Below are 15,432 nucleotides of genomic sequence, written 5' to 3'. Positions count from 1 at the left end.
CGGTCGCGCCGACCCCCGCCGCGGCTCCGGCACCCGCGCCCGTGAAGGCGCCGGCGCCCGAGCTGCGCGAAGCGAGCCCGCAAGCCGCACTGCAACTGCTCGGCCTGCTGCAGCGCGATGCGCGCTTCATCGACTTCGTCGAGGAAGACATCGCCGGCTACGCGGACGCCGACATCGGCGCCGCCGCACGCCTCGTGCACGACGGCTGCCGTGCCGCGCTGCGCGAACACTTCACGATCGTGCCGGTGCGCGATGAAGCCGAGGGCAGCCGCGTGACGCTGCCGGCCGGCTTCGACGCGACGGCCGTGCGCGTGACGGGGAACGTGGTCGGCGCGGCGCCCTTCACGGGCACGGTCAGCCATCGTGGCTGGCGTGTGGCCGACGTGCGCCTGCCGAAGCTGACGGGCAGCCACGACGCATCGGTGGTCGCACCGGCGGAGGTGGAACTGTGAGCGATCCGCGCTATTCGATCGGTATCGACCTCGGTACGACCCACTGCGCGCTGTCGTACGTCGACAGCGCCGCGAGCGACGGCGAAAAAATCACGCAGCAGGTGCTGCCGATCGCGCAGCTGACCGCGCCCGGCGCGCTGGAGTCGCGCGACCTGCTGCCGTCGTTCCTCTATCTTCCGCATGAAAGCGAGCTGACGCAGGGCGACCTGACGCTGCCGTGGACGGCCTCGCGCGGCTTCGCGGTCGGCGAGATGGCGCGCACCCGCGGCGCGGGCACGCCGATCCGCCTCGTGTCGAGCGCGAAGAGCTGGCTGTGCCACCCTGGCGTCGACCGCCGCGCGGCGATCCTGCCGAGCGATGCGCCGCCCGAAGTGTCGCGCGTGTCGCCGCTGGAAAGCTCGATCCGCTACCTGACGCACCTGCGCGAAGCGTGGGACCACGCGCATCCCGACGCACCGTTTGCCGACCAGGACGTGACGGTCACGATCCCCGCGTCGTTCGACCCGGCCGCGCGCGAACTGACGGCGGAAGCCGCGCGTGCCGCCGGCTACACGCGGATGACGCTGCTCGAGGAGCCGCAAGCGGCGCTCTACAGCTGGATCCAGAAGAGCGAAGGCGGCTGGCGCAAGCAGGTGCAGGTCGGCGACCTGATCCTGTGCGTGGACGTCGGCGGCGGCACGACCGACCTGTCGCTGATCGCGGTGGTCGAGCGCGACGGCAACCTGGAGCTGCATCGCGTGGCGGTCGGCGAGCACATCCTGCTCGGCGGCGACAACATGGATCTCGCGCTCGCGCACGTGGTCGCGCGCAAGCTCGCGCAGCAGGGCACGCAGGCCGATCCGTGGCAACTGCGCGCGCTGACCTACGCGTGCCGCGCCGCGAAGGAAACGCTGCTGTCCGACCCGACGACCGACGCGGTGCCGCTCGTCGTGCCGAGCCGCGGCTCGAAGCTGATCGGCGGCTCGATCCGCACCGAGCTGACGCGCGCGGAACTCACGCAGACGATCCTCGAAGGTTTCTTCCCGCAAGTCGATGCGGCCGCGCGGCCGGTGAGCCGCGCGCGCGTCGGCCTGACACAGCTCGGCCTGCCGTATGCGCAGGACGCGGGCATCACGCGCCATCTCGCGGCGTTCCTCGGCCGCCAGGTCGCGGCGCTCGACACGCTCGAAGGCGTGCAGCGCACGCTGCCGCAAGGCGCGACGTTCCTGCATCCGACCGCCGTGCTGTTCAATGGCGGCGTGTTCAAGTCGGCGCTGCTCACGCAGCGCGTGCTCGATACGCTCAACAGCTGGCTCGCCGCCGAAGGTGCGCCGGCCGCGCGCCTGCTCGAAGGCGCGGACCTCGATCTCGCGGTCGCGCGCGGCGCCGCGTACTACGGCTTCGTGAAGCGCGGCCGTGGGGTGCGCATTCGCGGCGGCACGGCGCGTGCGTACTACGTCGCGATCGAGTCGGCGATGCCCGCGGTGCCGGGGCTCGAACCGCCGGTGCAGGCGCTGTGCGTCGCCCCGTTCGGGATGGAGGAAGGCTCTGATGCGGCGCTGCCGCCGCAGGAGTTCGGGCTCGTCGTCGGCGAACCGGTGCAGTTCCGCTTCTTCGGGTCGTCGGTGCGCCGTCAGGACGAGGTCGGCACGCTGCTCGACTACTGGTCGGCGGAAGAGCTGCAGGAGCTCGAGGAAATCCAGGCCACGCTGCCCGCCGAAGGGCGCACGGTCGGCGAGATCGTGCCTGTGAAGCTGCATGCGCGCGTGACCGAAGCCGGCACGCTCGAGCTCGAGGCGATCCCGAGCGGGACGGACGAGCGCTGGAAGGTCGAGTTCGACGTGCGCGGCGCCGCCTGAGCGCGATGAAGCGCTATACCGTCGGCATCGACCTCGGCACGAGCAACACGGTCGTCGCATACGTCGAGGCCGGCTCCGACGCGATCCGCGTGTTCGACGTCGACCAGCTGGTCGGCCCCGGCGCGGTGGCCGCGCAGCCGCTGCTGCCGTCGGTGCGCTATCACCCGGCGGCGGGCGAGCTGCCGCCGGACGCGCTGCGCCTGCCGTGGGTAGCCGATTCGAAGGCCGACGCGCCGCCGGCCGTGATCGGCCGTTATGCGCGCACGCTCGGCGCCCAGGTGCCGGGCCGGCTCGTCACCAGCGCGAAGAGCTGGCTGTCGCACGCATCGGTCGACCGGCTCGCGGCGATCCTGCCGTGGGGCGCGGCCGACGGCGTCGACAAGGTGTCGCCGGTCGACGCGAGCGCGAGCTATCTCGCGCACGTGCGTGCCGCGTGGGATGCCCGCTTTCCCGATGCGCCGCTCGCGAAGCAGGACGTCATCCTGACGGTGCCGGCCTCGTTCGACGACGGCGCACGCGCGTTGACGGTCGAGGCCGCCAGGCGCGCGAAACTGCCGGCGCTGCGCTTGCTCGAAGAACCGCAAGCCGCGTTCTACGACTGGTTGTACGGCCAGCGCGCGACGTTGCGCGACACGTTCGCCGCGCCGCGCCGCGTGCTGATCTGCGACGTCGGCGGCGGCACGACCGATCTCACGCTCGTCGATGTCGCGCCCGGCGACGACGGCGAGCCGACCTTCACGCGCGTCGGCGTCGGCAATCACCTGATGCTCGGCGGCGACAACATGGACCTCGCGCTCGCGCGCCTGGTCGAAACGCGGCTGACCGAGCCCGGCACGCGGCTGTCCGCCGCGAGCCTGTCGCAGCTCGTCGAACGCTGCCGCGCCGCGAAGGAGCGGCTGCTCGGCGACGACGCGCCGGCGTCCGTCACCGTGACGCTGCTCGGCGCGGGCAGCAAGCTCGTCGGCGGCGCGCGCTCGGCCGAGCTGACGCGGCAGGAAGTCGAGCAGGTCGTCGTCGACGGTTTCTTTCCGCAGGTCGACGCGGGTGAGCTGCCGCGCCGTGCGCGGGCCGCGATCGTCGAATTCGGCCTGCCGTATGCGAGCGACCCGGGCGTCACGCGCCACGTCGCCGCGTTCCTGAACCGTCATGCGGAAGGCCCGCTGCCCGACACGCTGCTGCTCAACGGCGGCGTGTTCCGCGCGGGCGCACTCGCCGGCCGCCTCGCGCAGACGCTCGGCGCATGGCGCGGCGCACCGCTCGATGTGCTGCACAACGCGCATCCCGACGTGGCCGTCGCGCGCGGCGCGGTGGCGTACGGCCTGGCGCGGGCAGGGCATGCGCCGCGCATCGGCGGCGGCTCGGCGCGCAGCTATTTCCTCGTGCTCGACGACGGTGAGGGTGAGAGCGACGCCGCGCCGCGCGGCGTCTGCCTGCTGCCGCGCGGTGCCGAGGAAGGCCGCGAGATCCGGCTCGAGGAGCGCACGTTCGCGCTGCAGCTCGGGCAGCCGGTGCGTTTCCACCTCGTGTCGACGGTGGCCGAGACCGCGTACCGGCCCGGCGATCTCGTCGAGCTGGACGGCGGCGATTTCGTGCGGCTGCCGCCGATCGCGACGGTCGTCGACCGGCAGGCCGGCGGCGACGCACGCGAAACGCCGGTGAAACTCACCACGTCGCTGACCGAGGTCGGCACGCTCGAAATGCACTGCATCGCGACCGACGATCCATCGCGGCGCTGGCGGCTCGAATTCCAGTTGCGCGGCGATGCGCCCGCGCAGGGCGACGGCGCCGCGCTGGCGCGCCATCCGCGTCTCGACCACGCGATCGAGCTGATCGACCGCTCGTTCGGCAGCAAGGCCGCGGACGTCACGCCGAAGGACACGCGACGGTTGCGCGCGCAACTTGAACAGGTGCTCGGCCCGCGCGACGAGTGGGACGTCGCACTCGCGCGCGAACTGTTCGACGCGTTGCTCGCACGGGCGCGTCGTCGGCGGCGCTCGGCCGATCACGAACGCGCATGGCTGAACCTGGCCGGCTATTGCCTGCGCCCCGGCTTCGGCCATCCGCTCGATGCATGGCGCATCGAGCAGCTGTGGCCGCTGTTCGACGACGGGATTCAGTACGTGAACGACGCGCAGGTGTGGTCGGAGTGGTGGACGCTGTGGCGGCGCGTGGCCGGCGGCCTCGACGACGATGCGCAGGCGCAGGTGCGCGACGCGATCGCATTCCTCGAACCGTCCGACGACAAGCGCCGCAAGCTGCCGTTCGACCCGGCCAAGGTCGGCCCGGCCGACATGACGCGCTTGTCCGCGTCGCTCGAACGATTGCCGGTCGAGCGCAAGGTGGAACTGGCCGAGCGATTGATCGTGCAATTGCAGAAGCCGGCCGAGCGCACGCTGTGCGCGTGGGCGCTCGGGCGGATCGGTGCGCGCCGGCCGTTCTACGGCAGCGCGCACAGTGTCGTGCCGGCCGGGATCGCGAACCGCTGGCTCGACGCGCTATTCGCGCTGGACTGGAAGCAGGTGGAACCCGCCGCATTCGCGGCCGCGCAAATCGCGCGGATGACGGGCGACCGCGAACGCGATTTGCCGGACGACACGCGCGAAGCGGTGATCAAGCGTCTGTCGGCCGCGAATGCATCGGCCGCGTGGATCGACATGGTGCGCGAAGCAATCGCGTTCGACGAAGCCGACACGGCGCGCGTGTTCGGCGAAACGCTGCCGGCCGGGTTGAAGCTGCTGGCCGGTTGACGCAAGGGCGCGGTGCTTCGATCCGGTTCGCAGATCGAAGCATCATCCGGTCGAGTCGGGCCGTGCGTCGCGCCCTGTCTCTGTCTGTCAGGCGTGCGACACGGGTTCGCGTTGCCGTTCCACCGATTCGATTTCCTTCACGTCACGGGTTGCCGCGCGCCGCGCGAGATGAATGCCCGCGAGCATGCAGCGCACCGAGCCGCCGGCCAGTTCGATCGTCGGCACGTCGAGCGGAAGCAGCCGCGCCGAGCGTTCGATCGTCTCGCGTTGCTCGCCCGTGAGGCAGTCGAACGCACGCCGCGACAACGCGAGCACGCGCCCGTCCTTGCCCGACAGTTCCAGCGTATTGCCCGCGAAGTTCGCGATCCGCGCTTGATCGAGCGCGATCACCGTGCGGCCCGTTTCGGTCAGACGTTGCGCGATCTCGTCGCGGCGCCGCCGATCCGCGATCAGGTCGAGGCCGACCATCGCGAATTCGGTGGCGACGCTCATCATCACGTTCGTGTGATAGATCGGCTTTCCAGTCGCGTCGGCCGTGTCGAAGCAGATCGGCTCGAAGTTGAAATTCGTGCAGAAGCGCTCGAGCGCGACCGGATCGGCGCGGCGCGAGCGCGCGGTGTACGCGATCCGCGCGACGTGATCGAGCACCATCGCGCCCGTGCCTTCCAGGAATACGTCGTCGTATTCGAGTCCCGAGTAGTCGATCACGTCCTGCACGCGGTATTCGGCCTTCAGCATCTCGATCACGTCAGCGCGCCGTTCGCGGCGGCGGTTCGCGCTGTACATCGGATACAGCGCGACGTGCCCGCCCGGATGCGTCGAGAACCAGTTGTTCGGGAACACGGAGTCGGGCGTGTCGCGCTCGCCGTGGTCGTCGAACACGTGCACGCGTACGCCCGCATCGGCGAGCGTCCGCGCGGCGGCCGTGACCTCGTCGCGCGCGGCGGCCGACACCGACGACGGGCTGCCCGCGCCGTTGCCGGCCGTGCGCTGAAAGGCGTTGTCGGCCGCGGTCTGCGGGTTCGGCACGAAGCGGTGCGGCCGGATCATCACGACGGCGGACGGCGCCTGGATCGATACGAGATTCATGAAAGGCGGAAGCGAAGGGCAGGAGAGCGGGCGGCGCACCGGCCGCCCGCGGAGAACGATCAGCGCGCGAACGCGGCGACGGCTTCGGTCACGAACGCCGCGTGACCCTGGGCGATCGCGGCCGGATCGTCGATCAGCGCGAACAGGTTCTTCGGATCGACGGCCGGCGGAATCAGCGCGATCTCGACGCCCGCGTTGTGCTGCTGCGCGAGCGCGTACAGGTAGCGCAGCGCCGAGTAGTCCTCCAGCGCGAAGCCGACCGAGTCGAACACAGTGACTTCGTCCGCGCGTTCGCGGCCGCTCGTCTCGCCCTGCAGCACGCGCCACAGTTCGGTCACCGGGAAGTCGGCCGGCATCTGCTGGATCTCGCCTTCGATGCGCGACTGCGGCTCGAATTCGACGAACACGCGGCCGGCCTGCAGCACGCCGGCTTCGAGCTCGGTCTTGCCCGGGCAATCGCCGCCCACTGCGTTCAGGTGCATGCCGGGCTCGATCATGTCGGCCGTGACGATCGTCGCATAGGCCTTGTCCGCCGTGACGGTCGTCACGATGTCGGCGCCGCGCACGGCATCGGCGGTCGACGCGGCGCGCACGATGCGCAGCGCCGGATACGCGGCGAGGTTCCGCACGAGCTTGTCGGTCGCGAGCGGATCGACGTCGAATACGCGGATCTCCTCGATACCGAGCAGCGTGTGGAACGCGATCGCCTGGAATTCGCTCTGCGCACCGTTGCCGATGAGCGCCATCGTGCGCGAGTCGGGGCGGGCGAGGGCCTGCGCGGCCAGCACCGACGTCGCGGCCGTGCGCAGCGCGGTGGTCAGCGTCAGTTCGGCGAGCAGCAGCGGGTAGCCGGTGTCGACTTCGGCGAGCGCGCCGAACGCCATCACCGTGTGCATGCCGCGCGCGGCGTTCACGGGATGACCGTTCACATACTTGAACGCGAACAGCGACGCATTCGCGACGGGCATCAGCTCGATCACGCCGTCGCGCGAGTGGCACGCGACGCGCGGCGACTTGTCGAATTCGGCCCAGTGCAGGTAGTCGGCGCGCAGCGTGTCGACGAGCTCACGCAGGAACGGCGTGACGCCGGTTTCGGCGATCAGTCGGGCGGTGGCGGGAACGTCGAGGAAGCGAGTCATCGGTCTGTCTCCATTGTGTTGCCGGTACGCGTGTCCGGCGTTCTGGTCGACCGGGGCGGGCGCTTCGGCCCGGGCCCCGGCTCCATCAAATGCGGCGTGGCAGCGTGGGCTGCCGGTCGATGAAGTCATTATTTCCGGGAGTCGAGCCAACAAAAAGACGGCAAAAGTGGCAGATTTCTCGATAGAATTGGCAAATTGCTACGCCAATTTGGCAATTTGTTCGATTCATGTGGGTCGGAATGCGCGCTATCCGGCACGCTGGCGGCCGGCTCATATCTCACGTTCAACAGGAAGGCCCGTTCATGATCACGCTCGACGACGTCGACCGGCAGCTCATCGCGCTGCTGCGCGACAACGCGCGGCTGCCCGTCGTCACGCTGGCGAAGGAACTGCGCGTCGCGCGCGCGACCGTGCAGAACCGGCTGACGAGGCTGGAGAAGAACGGCGTGATCGTCGGCTATACCGTGCGGCTCAAGCCGGCGGCCGAGCGGCACCGGATCCGCGCGCTGATGTCGATCGCGGTGCAGGGCAATCGCGGCGCGGAAGTGGTGAAGGTGCTGCGCGGGCATCCGAACGTCGCGTCGATCCACAGCACCAACGGGCGCTGGGATCTCGTCGCCGAGCTGCATGCCGATTCGCTCGAGCATTTCGATCGCGTGCTCGGCGCGATCCGGTTGATCGACGGGATCGCGAATACCGAGACGAGTATTCTGCTGTCGACGCACAAGGCGTGACGCGGGCGGGTGGCACCCGCGTCAGCCTGCGTACAGGTTCGGGTTGCCCAGGCTTCAGGCGTGGGCCGCCGGCTCCGGAAACACTGGCTCGCCCAGCGTCAACATCAACCGGTTCGCCCACGCGAAGATCGCGACCGCGTGCGACAGGTCGAGAATGTCCTCATGCGTCAGCCCTTCGGCTTCCAGCTCGGCGATATCGCTCGCGTCGACCGTATCGGGCCGTTCCGTCAGCGCGATCGCATAGCGGACGATCGCGCGTTCGCGCGCCGTCGTGCCGGCCGTCGCCGGATCGTCGAACACCTGCTCGATCGCGTCGGTGCGTTTCGCGAGCTGCGTGAAGCGCTGCGCATGCACGGATGCGCAATACACGCAGCCGTTCACGCGCGACACGGCCGTGCTGGCCAGTTCGCGCTCCGCGCGCGACAGTCCGCCGGGGCCGTACATGATCGCGTTGAATACACCCGAGCGTTGCCGCAGGATCTCGGGAAGATGGACGAGCAGCAGGTAATAGTCGGACGTCTTCGCGTGCGGGTGGCTCGCTTCGAGCACGGCAAGCTGATCGGGTGTTGCGGCGTCGAGCGCAACGGTGTCGAGCCAGGCACGCCAGCCGAGCGTGTCGGACGTGAAGCCGTGGGCGGTCGTCGTCATGCGGCCTCCTTGGCGGCACGTGCCTGAAGCGCTTGCGCGGCAACGGCGACGCGCAGCTGATACGCGACGAACGCAACGAGCTGCGACAGCGCGACGATTGCGGGCGTCGTGAGTCCGGCGGACTTCAGCGCATCGAGATCGGACGGGCGTGCATCGACAGGGGAAAGCGTCAGCAGGCGCGCATGCGCAAGGATCGCGCCGGTGCGTCGAGGCAGTGCGTCGAACGCATCGGCGTCCGCGTGTGCGATATCGTCGAGCGTGCCGCCTGCCTCGACCAGTCGTGCGCGATACGTCTCGGCCAATGCCAGTGCATTCGATTTTTGTGCGACATACCGTGCCACGTGCAATCGTTCGGTTAGCGAAAGATCGGGCAGCGCGGGATCGAACAGCGCAGCCTCGCTTAGCCGAGTATGAAGCAGCACCTTTTCGCGCGCGCGGCGCAGCGCGGCGACCGCATCGCCGTCGCGCAGGCCGGCTACCGCATCGATCGTGTCCGGCGCGCCGGCCGGCGTGATGGATTCAGTCATCGTTTCGGGTTCCCTTCGTCGTCAATGTGATCGATGAACGCACGCTCACGCATCGGCGTCGCGCCATTCGTCGCCTTGCAGTTCTGCGTTCGCGTACGCGACGAGCGCGTCGTAGTGGCGATCGCGATCGGCGTCGAACAGCCGGCTCGCAATGCCGCGCGCGAGCCGCTCGGCGCCCGCGCTGATGGCCGGGATATCGCCGGACAGCTTGCCGTGGCTCAGGCTCGCCGCATGGTTGAAGCAGTGGATCCGCGTGATGGCCGCGCACGTGCCGGGCTCGCGCTCCTGGAACGCGAACGCGGGGCCGAGATCGGGCGACTCGGCGAGCTCGTCGAGCCACGCGCCCGCCTCCGGTCGATAGCGATCCTTCCAGCGCCGCACCTGCGCGCCGAACGACGCGAATTCCGCGCGGGTCGTCCAGTCCGAATGAAAGCCGGTCGCGAAGATCAGGAAGTCGACGGTGTAGCGCCCGCGCGGCGTCGTCACGTCGAGTCCGTCCGCGTGTTCGGCAAGCGTCTCGATCGGGTTGCCCGCATGGAAATGCGCATGCCCGTGACGCGACACGCGCAGCACGCTGTCGCGCGGTGGCGGCGTTTGCGACGTCAGCGCGTAATGCATGAAGCGCCATTTCGTCGCGTCGTCGAGATCGGCGTAGCCGTGCACGAGGCCCGGGCTGCCGATGCCCGTCAGCTTGTTGATGCGCGGAATGTCCGCGCGGCGGAAGAACAGGTCGACGCGTGCGGCGCCGGCTTCGAGCGCGGTGCCCGCATTGTCGAACGCGGACGCGCCCGCGCCGACCACGCCGATGCGCTTGCCCGCGAGCGCCGCGAAATCGATCGGCTCGGACGAATGGGCCCAGCGCGTGCGCGGCGCGCGCTGCGCGACGGGCGGCACGTACGGGCCGCCGAGCCCGTCGCGGCCGGTTGCGAGTACCACGTGCCGCGCGAGCAGCGTCTGCGCTTCGCCGTTGCCGCGCACATCGAGTGCGAGCAGGCCGTCGTCGCGCGGACGCAGCGCGACGAGCGTGGTGTCGTTGCGCACCTGCAGGTCGAGCACGCGCCGATACCAGCGCAGGTAGTCCATCCATTGCGTGCGCGGAATCTTGTAGAGCGCGTCCCACGCGTCGCGGCCGTATTGCGCTTCGAACCATGCGCGGAACGTCAGCGCAGGCAGCCCGAGCGCGGGGCCCGCGAGCTGTTTCGGCGAGCGCAGCGTGTCCATCCGCGCGAACGTGACCCACGGGCCTTCGTAGCCGGCCGGCGCGCGGTCGATCACGCACTGGTTGTCGATGCCGAGCAGGCGCAGTTCGGCGGAAGTCGCGAGCCCGGCCATGCCGCCGCCGACGATCGCGACGTCGAGCACGCGTGTGCCGTCTGCCTCTCGCGGCGGCACCCACGACGGCGCGGGCAGGTCGAGCCAGCGCAGGTCTTGCGCGAGCCGGGCTTCGAGTGCGTCGAGCGAGGTCGTCATGCGGCCTCCTTGCGCGAACGGCGGGGGCGGGTCGGGCGAGGCGCGGGCGGCGTGCGGCCGCTGCGCAGCCGATCGCCACGCAACAGCGCGTCGTGCGCGGCCGCTTCATGAAAGATCACGTCGTCGAGCAGCGCGCGCGTCGTGCGGCGCAGCGCGTCGAGCAGCGCATCGACGGCCGCCGTGCGCGTCTTGCCGGCCGGTGTCGCGACGCCGAACGCGAACGGGATGTCGACGTCGAGCGCTCGCGCGACGACGCCGTCCACCGGCAGCGCGATACCCGTCGCCGGATCGACGATGCCGATCCCGATGCCCGCGCGCGCGGCCATGACCGCATTCAGCGATGCATTGGTTTCGATGAACACGCGCGCGTCGACCCGCGCGGCCGCGAATGCCGCATCGATCCGCTGGCGCAACCGGTGCCGGTTCGCGACCGTCACGATGCGGCGTTGCGCCAGATCGCGCAGCGCGATGCGTGGCTGCGCCGCGAGCGGGTCGCCGGCGGGCAGCACGGCGACGCACGGCGTCTGCGCGATCCAGTGCACGTCGAGCCCGGCGTGCGCCATCGGCAGCGTGACGACGCCGACATCGGCCGTGCCGGCCAGCACCTCGTGGACGACATGTTCGGCCGATTCGCTGCGCAACTGGTAGTGCGGCGCGTGCGCGTGGTCAGGCAGCGCGGCGAGCGCGGCCGGTACGAGCGTGGCCGCAAGCGAAGGTGTCGCCGCGATGCGCACGGGTTCGGCGGTTTCATCGCCGAGTGCCCGTGCGCGTGCCTCGATCGCACGCAGGCCGACCAGCGAGCGTTCGACTTCCTCGTAAAGCAGGAAGGCGCGCCGCGTCGGCGTGACGCGCGGGCCGTGCCGGTCGAACAGCGCGTAGCCGAGATCGGCTTCGAGTTCCTGGATCTGCCGCGTGACGGCCGGCTGCGAGCGGCCGAGCAGTTCGCCCGCGCCGGTTACGCTGCCGGCCGACATGACTGCGGAAAAGGCTTCGAGTTGATGCAGCTCCATGACGCGTTCCGATGATGCGATTTGCGCATTGTAGGAGCGAGAGTATGCGTGATTCATATAATGATTCTTGCTATCGACAGCGCAAAAACTTCGAAGCGCCCGATCGTCGCGATGGCCGGTGGTGCGCGCGTGAGCATCGGTAGCGACCGGTGACGTGAACGAAACGCCAATCGAATCAACGCGATGCGATGCATGCCGGTGCATTGTGTGACACCGGGTGTGCGGATGGCCGTTCGCGAGCATCACGCGCTTCGCGCCGCGCACGATATCGATATGCGCAAAACTTCGTTGGATCGTCCTGAACCGGATGGTTACATGCCCTCACTCTTTTCGACTGACTGAAGCTGGGGGACGCATGAACGTTTCGGGGAACGACGCACGCGGCGCATGGCGGCGCGTGCTGGGCACGGTGGCGGCGCTCGCTGCCGCATGGGGCTTGTCGACGGGCGGTGCGCTCGCGGCCGGTGTGTCGGGCGAGCCGGTGGTGATCGGCGTGAGTGGGCCGCTCACGGGCCAGGACGCGCAGTACGGCGAGCAATGGAAGCGCGGCTTCGATCTCGCGCTCGACGAGATCAACGGCAGCGGCGGCATTCACGGCCGGCCGCTCGCAGTCGACTTCCAGGACAGCCGCAGCGACCCGCGTCAGGCCGTCGCGATCGCGCAGAAGTTCGTCGCCGATCCGCGCATCGCGATCGAGCTGGGCGATTTCTCCAGCGCGACGTCGATGGCCGCGTCGCCGATCTACCAGCGCGGGCAGCTGACCCAGTTCGGCTTCACGAACTCGCATCCGGACTTCACGAAGGGCGGCGACTATCTGTGGAGCACCGCGCTGAGCCAGGCCGAGGAGCAGCCGCTGCTCGCACGCTACGCGGTGAAGGAACTCGGCTTCAAGCGGATCGCGGTGCTGTACCTGAACACCGACTGGGGCCGCACCAGCAAGGACATCTTCGCGAAGGCGGTGGCCGGGCTCGGCGCGCAGGTCGTCGCGGCCGAAGGCTACCAGCCGACGGAGAAGGATTTCCGTTCGACGCTCGTGCGGATCGGTGAATCGAAGCCCGATTCGATCGTGCTGATCTCGTACTACGCGGACGGCGCGCAGATCGTGCGGCAGGCGCGCACGTCGGGCGTCACGCTGCCGATCGCGGCGGTCGGCTCCGTGTATTCGCCGAAATTCCTCGAGCTGGGCGGCGCGGCCGTCGATGGCGTCTATACGGAATCGAACTTCTTCCCGGCGGAACCGCGCCCCGAGGTGCAGGCGTTCGTGCAGCGCTATCGCGCGAAATTCCATGCCGATCCCGATTCGTTCGTCGCGCGTGCGTACGACGCGCTGATCCTGTCGGCCGAGGTGCTGCGCCGCTACGGCACGACACGCCAGGCCGCGCACGACGGCTTCGCGAAAATCAGCGACGTGCCGAGCGTGATCTTCGGCAAGGTGCGCTTCGATTCGCAGACGCGCCGCGTCGCGGGCGCACGCACCGTGTATCTGGTCGTGAAGCAGGGGCAGTGGGCGCTATGGGATGGCGCGAAGCCGCAGCTCGCCGCGCGTTGACCCCAGCCCTGAACAGCATGCACGTAACGGACGCATCGTGATGGCTTCCTGGCTCGATTACACGCTCAACGGCCTCATCGTCGGCAACATCTACGCGCTGCTCGCGGTCGGGCTCGCGCTGATCTTCGGCGTGTCGCACCTGATCAACTTCGCGCACGGCTCGGTCTACATGGTCGGCGCGTTCATCGGCTGGCTGTGCCTGACGCGCTTCGGGCTGCCGCTGCCGGTCGCGCTTGCCGCGGTCGTCATCGGTTGCGGCGCGCTCGGCGTCGCGATCGAACGGATCGGGCTGCGGCCGCTGCGGCACGCGGCACGCATCGCGCCGCTGCTCGCGACGATCGGTATCAGTTTCATCCTCGACCAGCTCGCGCAGCTCGCATTCGGCGCGGACCCGCGCGCGGTGCCGACGCCGCTGCCCGACTGGCATCTGCGAATTGCCGGCGCAACGCTCGGCTCGCTCGACCTGCTGATCGCGGGCATCGGCATCGCGGCGGCCGCGCTGCTGTACGGCTTCCTGCGCTTCACGCGGCTCGGCTGGGCCGTGCGCGCGACCGCGCAGGATCGCGACGCGGCGCTGCAGATGGGTGTCGACGTCGATCGCGTGAACCAGACCGTGTTCGCGATCGCATGCGCGCTCGGCGGCGTGAGCGGGCTGCTGGTCGGCATGTACTACAACAGCATCGATCCGGCGATGGGCTTCCAGGCAACGCTGAAGGGCGTGGTCGCGCTGCTGATCGGCGGGCTAGGCAACGTGCCGGGCGCGATTGCCGGGAGCCTGCTGCTCGGCCTCGTCGAAAGCTATGGCGTCGCGCTGTTCGGCACCAGCTATCGCGACCTGTTCGCGTTCGGGCTGCTGATCGTATTCCTCGTATGGCGGCCGAACGGGCTGTTCAGCGCGAACCGCGCGCTGCCGCTCGAGCCGATGACGGGGACCTTCCTCGCGGCCGCGAAGGCCGTGCGCGTGCCGCGCCCGGTACTTGTCGTACTGATCGTGGCGGCGGCCGTGCTGCCGTGGCTCGGTGCATCGCCGTACGTGTTGCAGACGCTGACCAACGCGTGGCTGTACGGGCTGCTCGCGCTGAGCCTCACGCTCGTCGCGGGCACGGTCGGGCAGATCTCGCTCGGCCACGCGGCGCTGCTCGTGATCGGCGCGTATGCGTCGGCGCTGCTGTCGTCGGATCTCGGCTGGTCGCCGGCCGTGACGATCCCGTGCGCGGGCGTCATCACCGCCGTGCTCGGCACGTTGCTCGTCTATCCGGCGTTCCGGCTGCGCGGGCATTACGTGTCGATCGCGACGCTCGGCATCGGCGAAGTGGTGAGCCTCGTGATCCTGAACTGGGACGGCCTCACGCGTGGCCCGCTCGGCATCACCGGCATCGCGCCGCTGCCGTGGGCGACGACCGCGCGTGCCGCTTACTGGTTCACGTTCGCGGTGCTCATCGTGTTCGCGCTCGTGCAGGTGCGGCTGCTGCGTTCGCATCTCGGCCGCACGCTGCGCGCGGTGCGCGAGGATGATGTCGCCGCCCGTGCGCACGGCATCGCGCCGAACCGCTACAAGGCGATCGCGTTCGCGGTCGGCGGCGTCGCGGCCGGCGTGAGCGGCGGGATCGCCGCGCACCTGTACAGCTACATCAATCACCAGACCTTCGATTCGCAGGTGTCGATCCTCGCGCTGACGATGGTGATCCTCGGCGGGCTCGGCAACGTGCTCGGCGGCATCGCCGGCGCGATTGCGCTGATCGGCCTGCCCGAGCTGTTCCGCTGGGCGGCAGACTACCGGATGCTGATCTACGGCCTCGTGCTGCTGCTGCTCGTCCGGTTCCGGCCGCAGGGCCTGCTCGGCACGATGTGAGGAGATACGCGATGACCACGACCCGACCCCTGCTCGACGTGCAGGGCCTGACGCGCCGCTTCGACGGCGTGACCGCGCTCGACGGCGCGAGCCTGACGCTCGCCGACGGCGAGCTGCTGAGCGTGATCGGCCCGAACGGTGCGGGCAAGTCGACGCTGTTCAACCTGATCGCGGGCGCCGACCGGCCCGATGCCGGCCGCGTGACGTTCGACGGCCGCGACATCACGGGCACGGCGCACGAACGGCTCGCGGCGCTCGGCATCGCGCGCACGTTCCAGCACGGCCGCGTGTTCGGCAACCTGAGCGTGCTCGACAACGTGCTGATCGGCGCGCATGCGCGGCTGCGCGCGGCGCGGCCGGGCGTGCCCCGCGCGGAA

Annotated in this window: 13 protein-coding genes; 7 read left to right on the top strand and 6 right to left on the bottom strand. The window is 69.8% G+C overall.

Annotation, left to right across the window (positions count from 1 at the left end; genetic code table 11):
* From F3J14_RS27840 to F3J14_RS27830, 3 genes are all read left to right on the top strand, one after another.
* On the top strand, positions 1–452 hold a 452-nt coding region (locus F3J14_RS27840; protein WP_247682299.1), incomplete at its 5' end, for a DUF2760 domain-containing protein.
* Positions 449–2,290 carry an Hsp70 family protein gene (locus F3J14_RS27835; RefSeq protein ID WP_166725697.1) on the top strand — a complete coding sequence of 614 codons (1,842 nt, stop codon included), beginning with the start codon at positions 449–451 and terminating at the stop codon, positions 2,288–2,290. The genes F3J14_RS27840 and F3J14_RS27835, both read left to right, overlap by 4 nt.
* A 5-nt stretch (positions 2,291–2,295) precedes the next feature.
* Complete coding sequence (locus F3J14_RS27830; protein WP_166725696.1) at positions 2,296–5,037, top strand: Hsp70 family protein; 2,742 nt, start codon at positions 2,296–2,298, stop codon at positions 5,035–5,037.
* 87 nt (positions 5,038–5,124) lie between these two features.
* On the opposite strand, the gene F3J14_RS27825 is transcribed toward F3J14_RS27830, so the two are convergent.
* Both F3J14_RS27825 and F3J14_RS27820 read right to left on the bottom strand, forming a co-directional pair.
* Positions 5,125–6,126 (bottom strand): arginine deiminase-related protein, encoded by a 1,002-nt coding sequence (locus F3J14_RS27825; protein ID WP_166725695.1) that lies wholly within the window; start codon positions 6,124–6,126, stop codon positions 5,125–5,127.
* 59 nt (positions 6,127–6,185) lie between these two features.
* Positions 6,186–7,265 carry an ornithine cyclodeaminase gene (locus F3J14_RS27820; protein ID WP_166725694.1) on the bottom strand — a complete coding sequence of 360 codons (1,080 nt, stop codon included), beginning with the start codon at positions 7,263–7,265 and terminating at the stop codon, positions 6,186–6,188.
* A gap of 302 nt (positions 7,266–7,567) precedes the next feature.
* Between F3J14_RS27820 and F3J14_RS27815 the strand changes: the two genes are divergently transcribed.
* Positions 7,568–7,999 carry an Lrp/AsnC family transcriptional regulator gene (locus tag F3J14_RS27815; RefSeq protein WP_059687614.1) on the top strand — a complete coding sequence of 144 codons (432 nt, stop codon included), beginning with the start codon at positions 7,568–7,570 and terminating at the stop codon, positions 7,997–7,999.
* Between the two features lie 54 nt (positions 8,000–8,053).
* On the opposite strand, the gene F3J14_RS27810 is transcribed toward F3J14_RS27815, so the two are convergent.
* From F3J14_RS27810 to F3J14_RS27795, 4 genes are read right to left on the bottom strand one after another with little or no spacing between them, the layout of a single operon-like run.
* On the bottom strand, positions 8,054–8,647 hold the full coding sequence (locus F3J14_RS27810) for a peroxidase-related enzyme (RefSeq protein WP_011660232.1): 594 nt from the start codon (positions 8,645–8,647) through the stop codon (positions 8,054–8,056).
* Positions 8,644–9,174, bottom strand: a complete 531-nt coding sequence (locus F3J14_RS27805; protein ID WP_166725693.1) for a hypothetical protein — start codon at positions 9,172–9,174, stop codon at positions 8,644–8,646. Before F3J14_RS27805 ends, F3J14_RS27810 begins: the two co-directional genes overlap by 4 nt.
* A 45-nt stretch (positions 9,175–9,219) precedes the next feature.
* Positions 9,220–10,644, bottom strand: a complete 1,425-nt coding sequence (locus tag F3J14_RS27800; protein WP_166725692.1) for an NAD(P)/FAD-dependent oxidoreductase — start codon at positions 10,642–10,644, stop codon at positions 9,220–9,222.
* Positions 10,641–11,654 carry a LysR family transcriptional regulator gene (locus tag F3J14_RS27795; protein ID WP_166725691.1) on the bottom strand — a complete coding sequence of 338 codons (1,014 nt, stop codon included), beginning with the start codon at positions 11,652–11,654 and terminating at the stop codon, positions 10,641–10,643. The genes F3J14_RS27800 and F3J14_RS27795 overlap by 4 nt, the downstream gene beginning before the upstream one ends.
* A 355-nt stretch (positions 11,655–12,009) precedes the next feature.
* Between F3J14_RS27795 and F3J14_RS27790 the strand changes: the two genes are divergently transcribed.
* From F3J14_RS27790 to F3J14_RS27780, 3 genes are all read left to right on the top strand, one after another.
* Positions 12,010–13,203, top strand: coding sequence for an ABC transporter substrate-binding protein (locus F3J14_RS27790; protein WP_166725690.1), 1,194 nt, complete (start codon positions 12,010–12,012; stop codon positions 13,201–13,203).
* A 40-nt stretch (positions 13,204–13,243) separates the two neighbouring features.
* Positions 13,244–15,055, top strand: coding sequence for an ABC transporter permease (locus F3J14_RS27785; RefSeq protein ID WP_166725689.1), 1,812 nt, complete (start codon positions 13,244–13,246; stop codon positions 15,053–15,055).
* Between the two features lie 11 nt (positions 15,056–15,066).
* Positions 15,067–15,432: ATP-binding cassette domain-containing protein (locus F3J14_RS27780; RefSeq protein ID WP_166725688.1), on the top strand; the 366-nt coding region annotated here is incomplete at its 3' end.

The sequence above is a fragment of the Burkholderia sp. Tr-862 genome (assembly GCF_011753085.1).
GTDB classification, from domain to species: domain Bacteria; phylum Pseudomonadota; class Gammaproteobacteria; order Burkholderiales; family Burkholderiaceae; genus Burkholderia; species Burkholderia ambifaria.
This window is presented reverse-complemented; position numbering and strand designations above follow the sequence as displayed.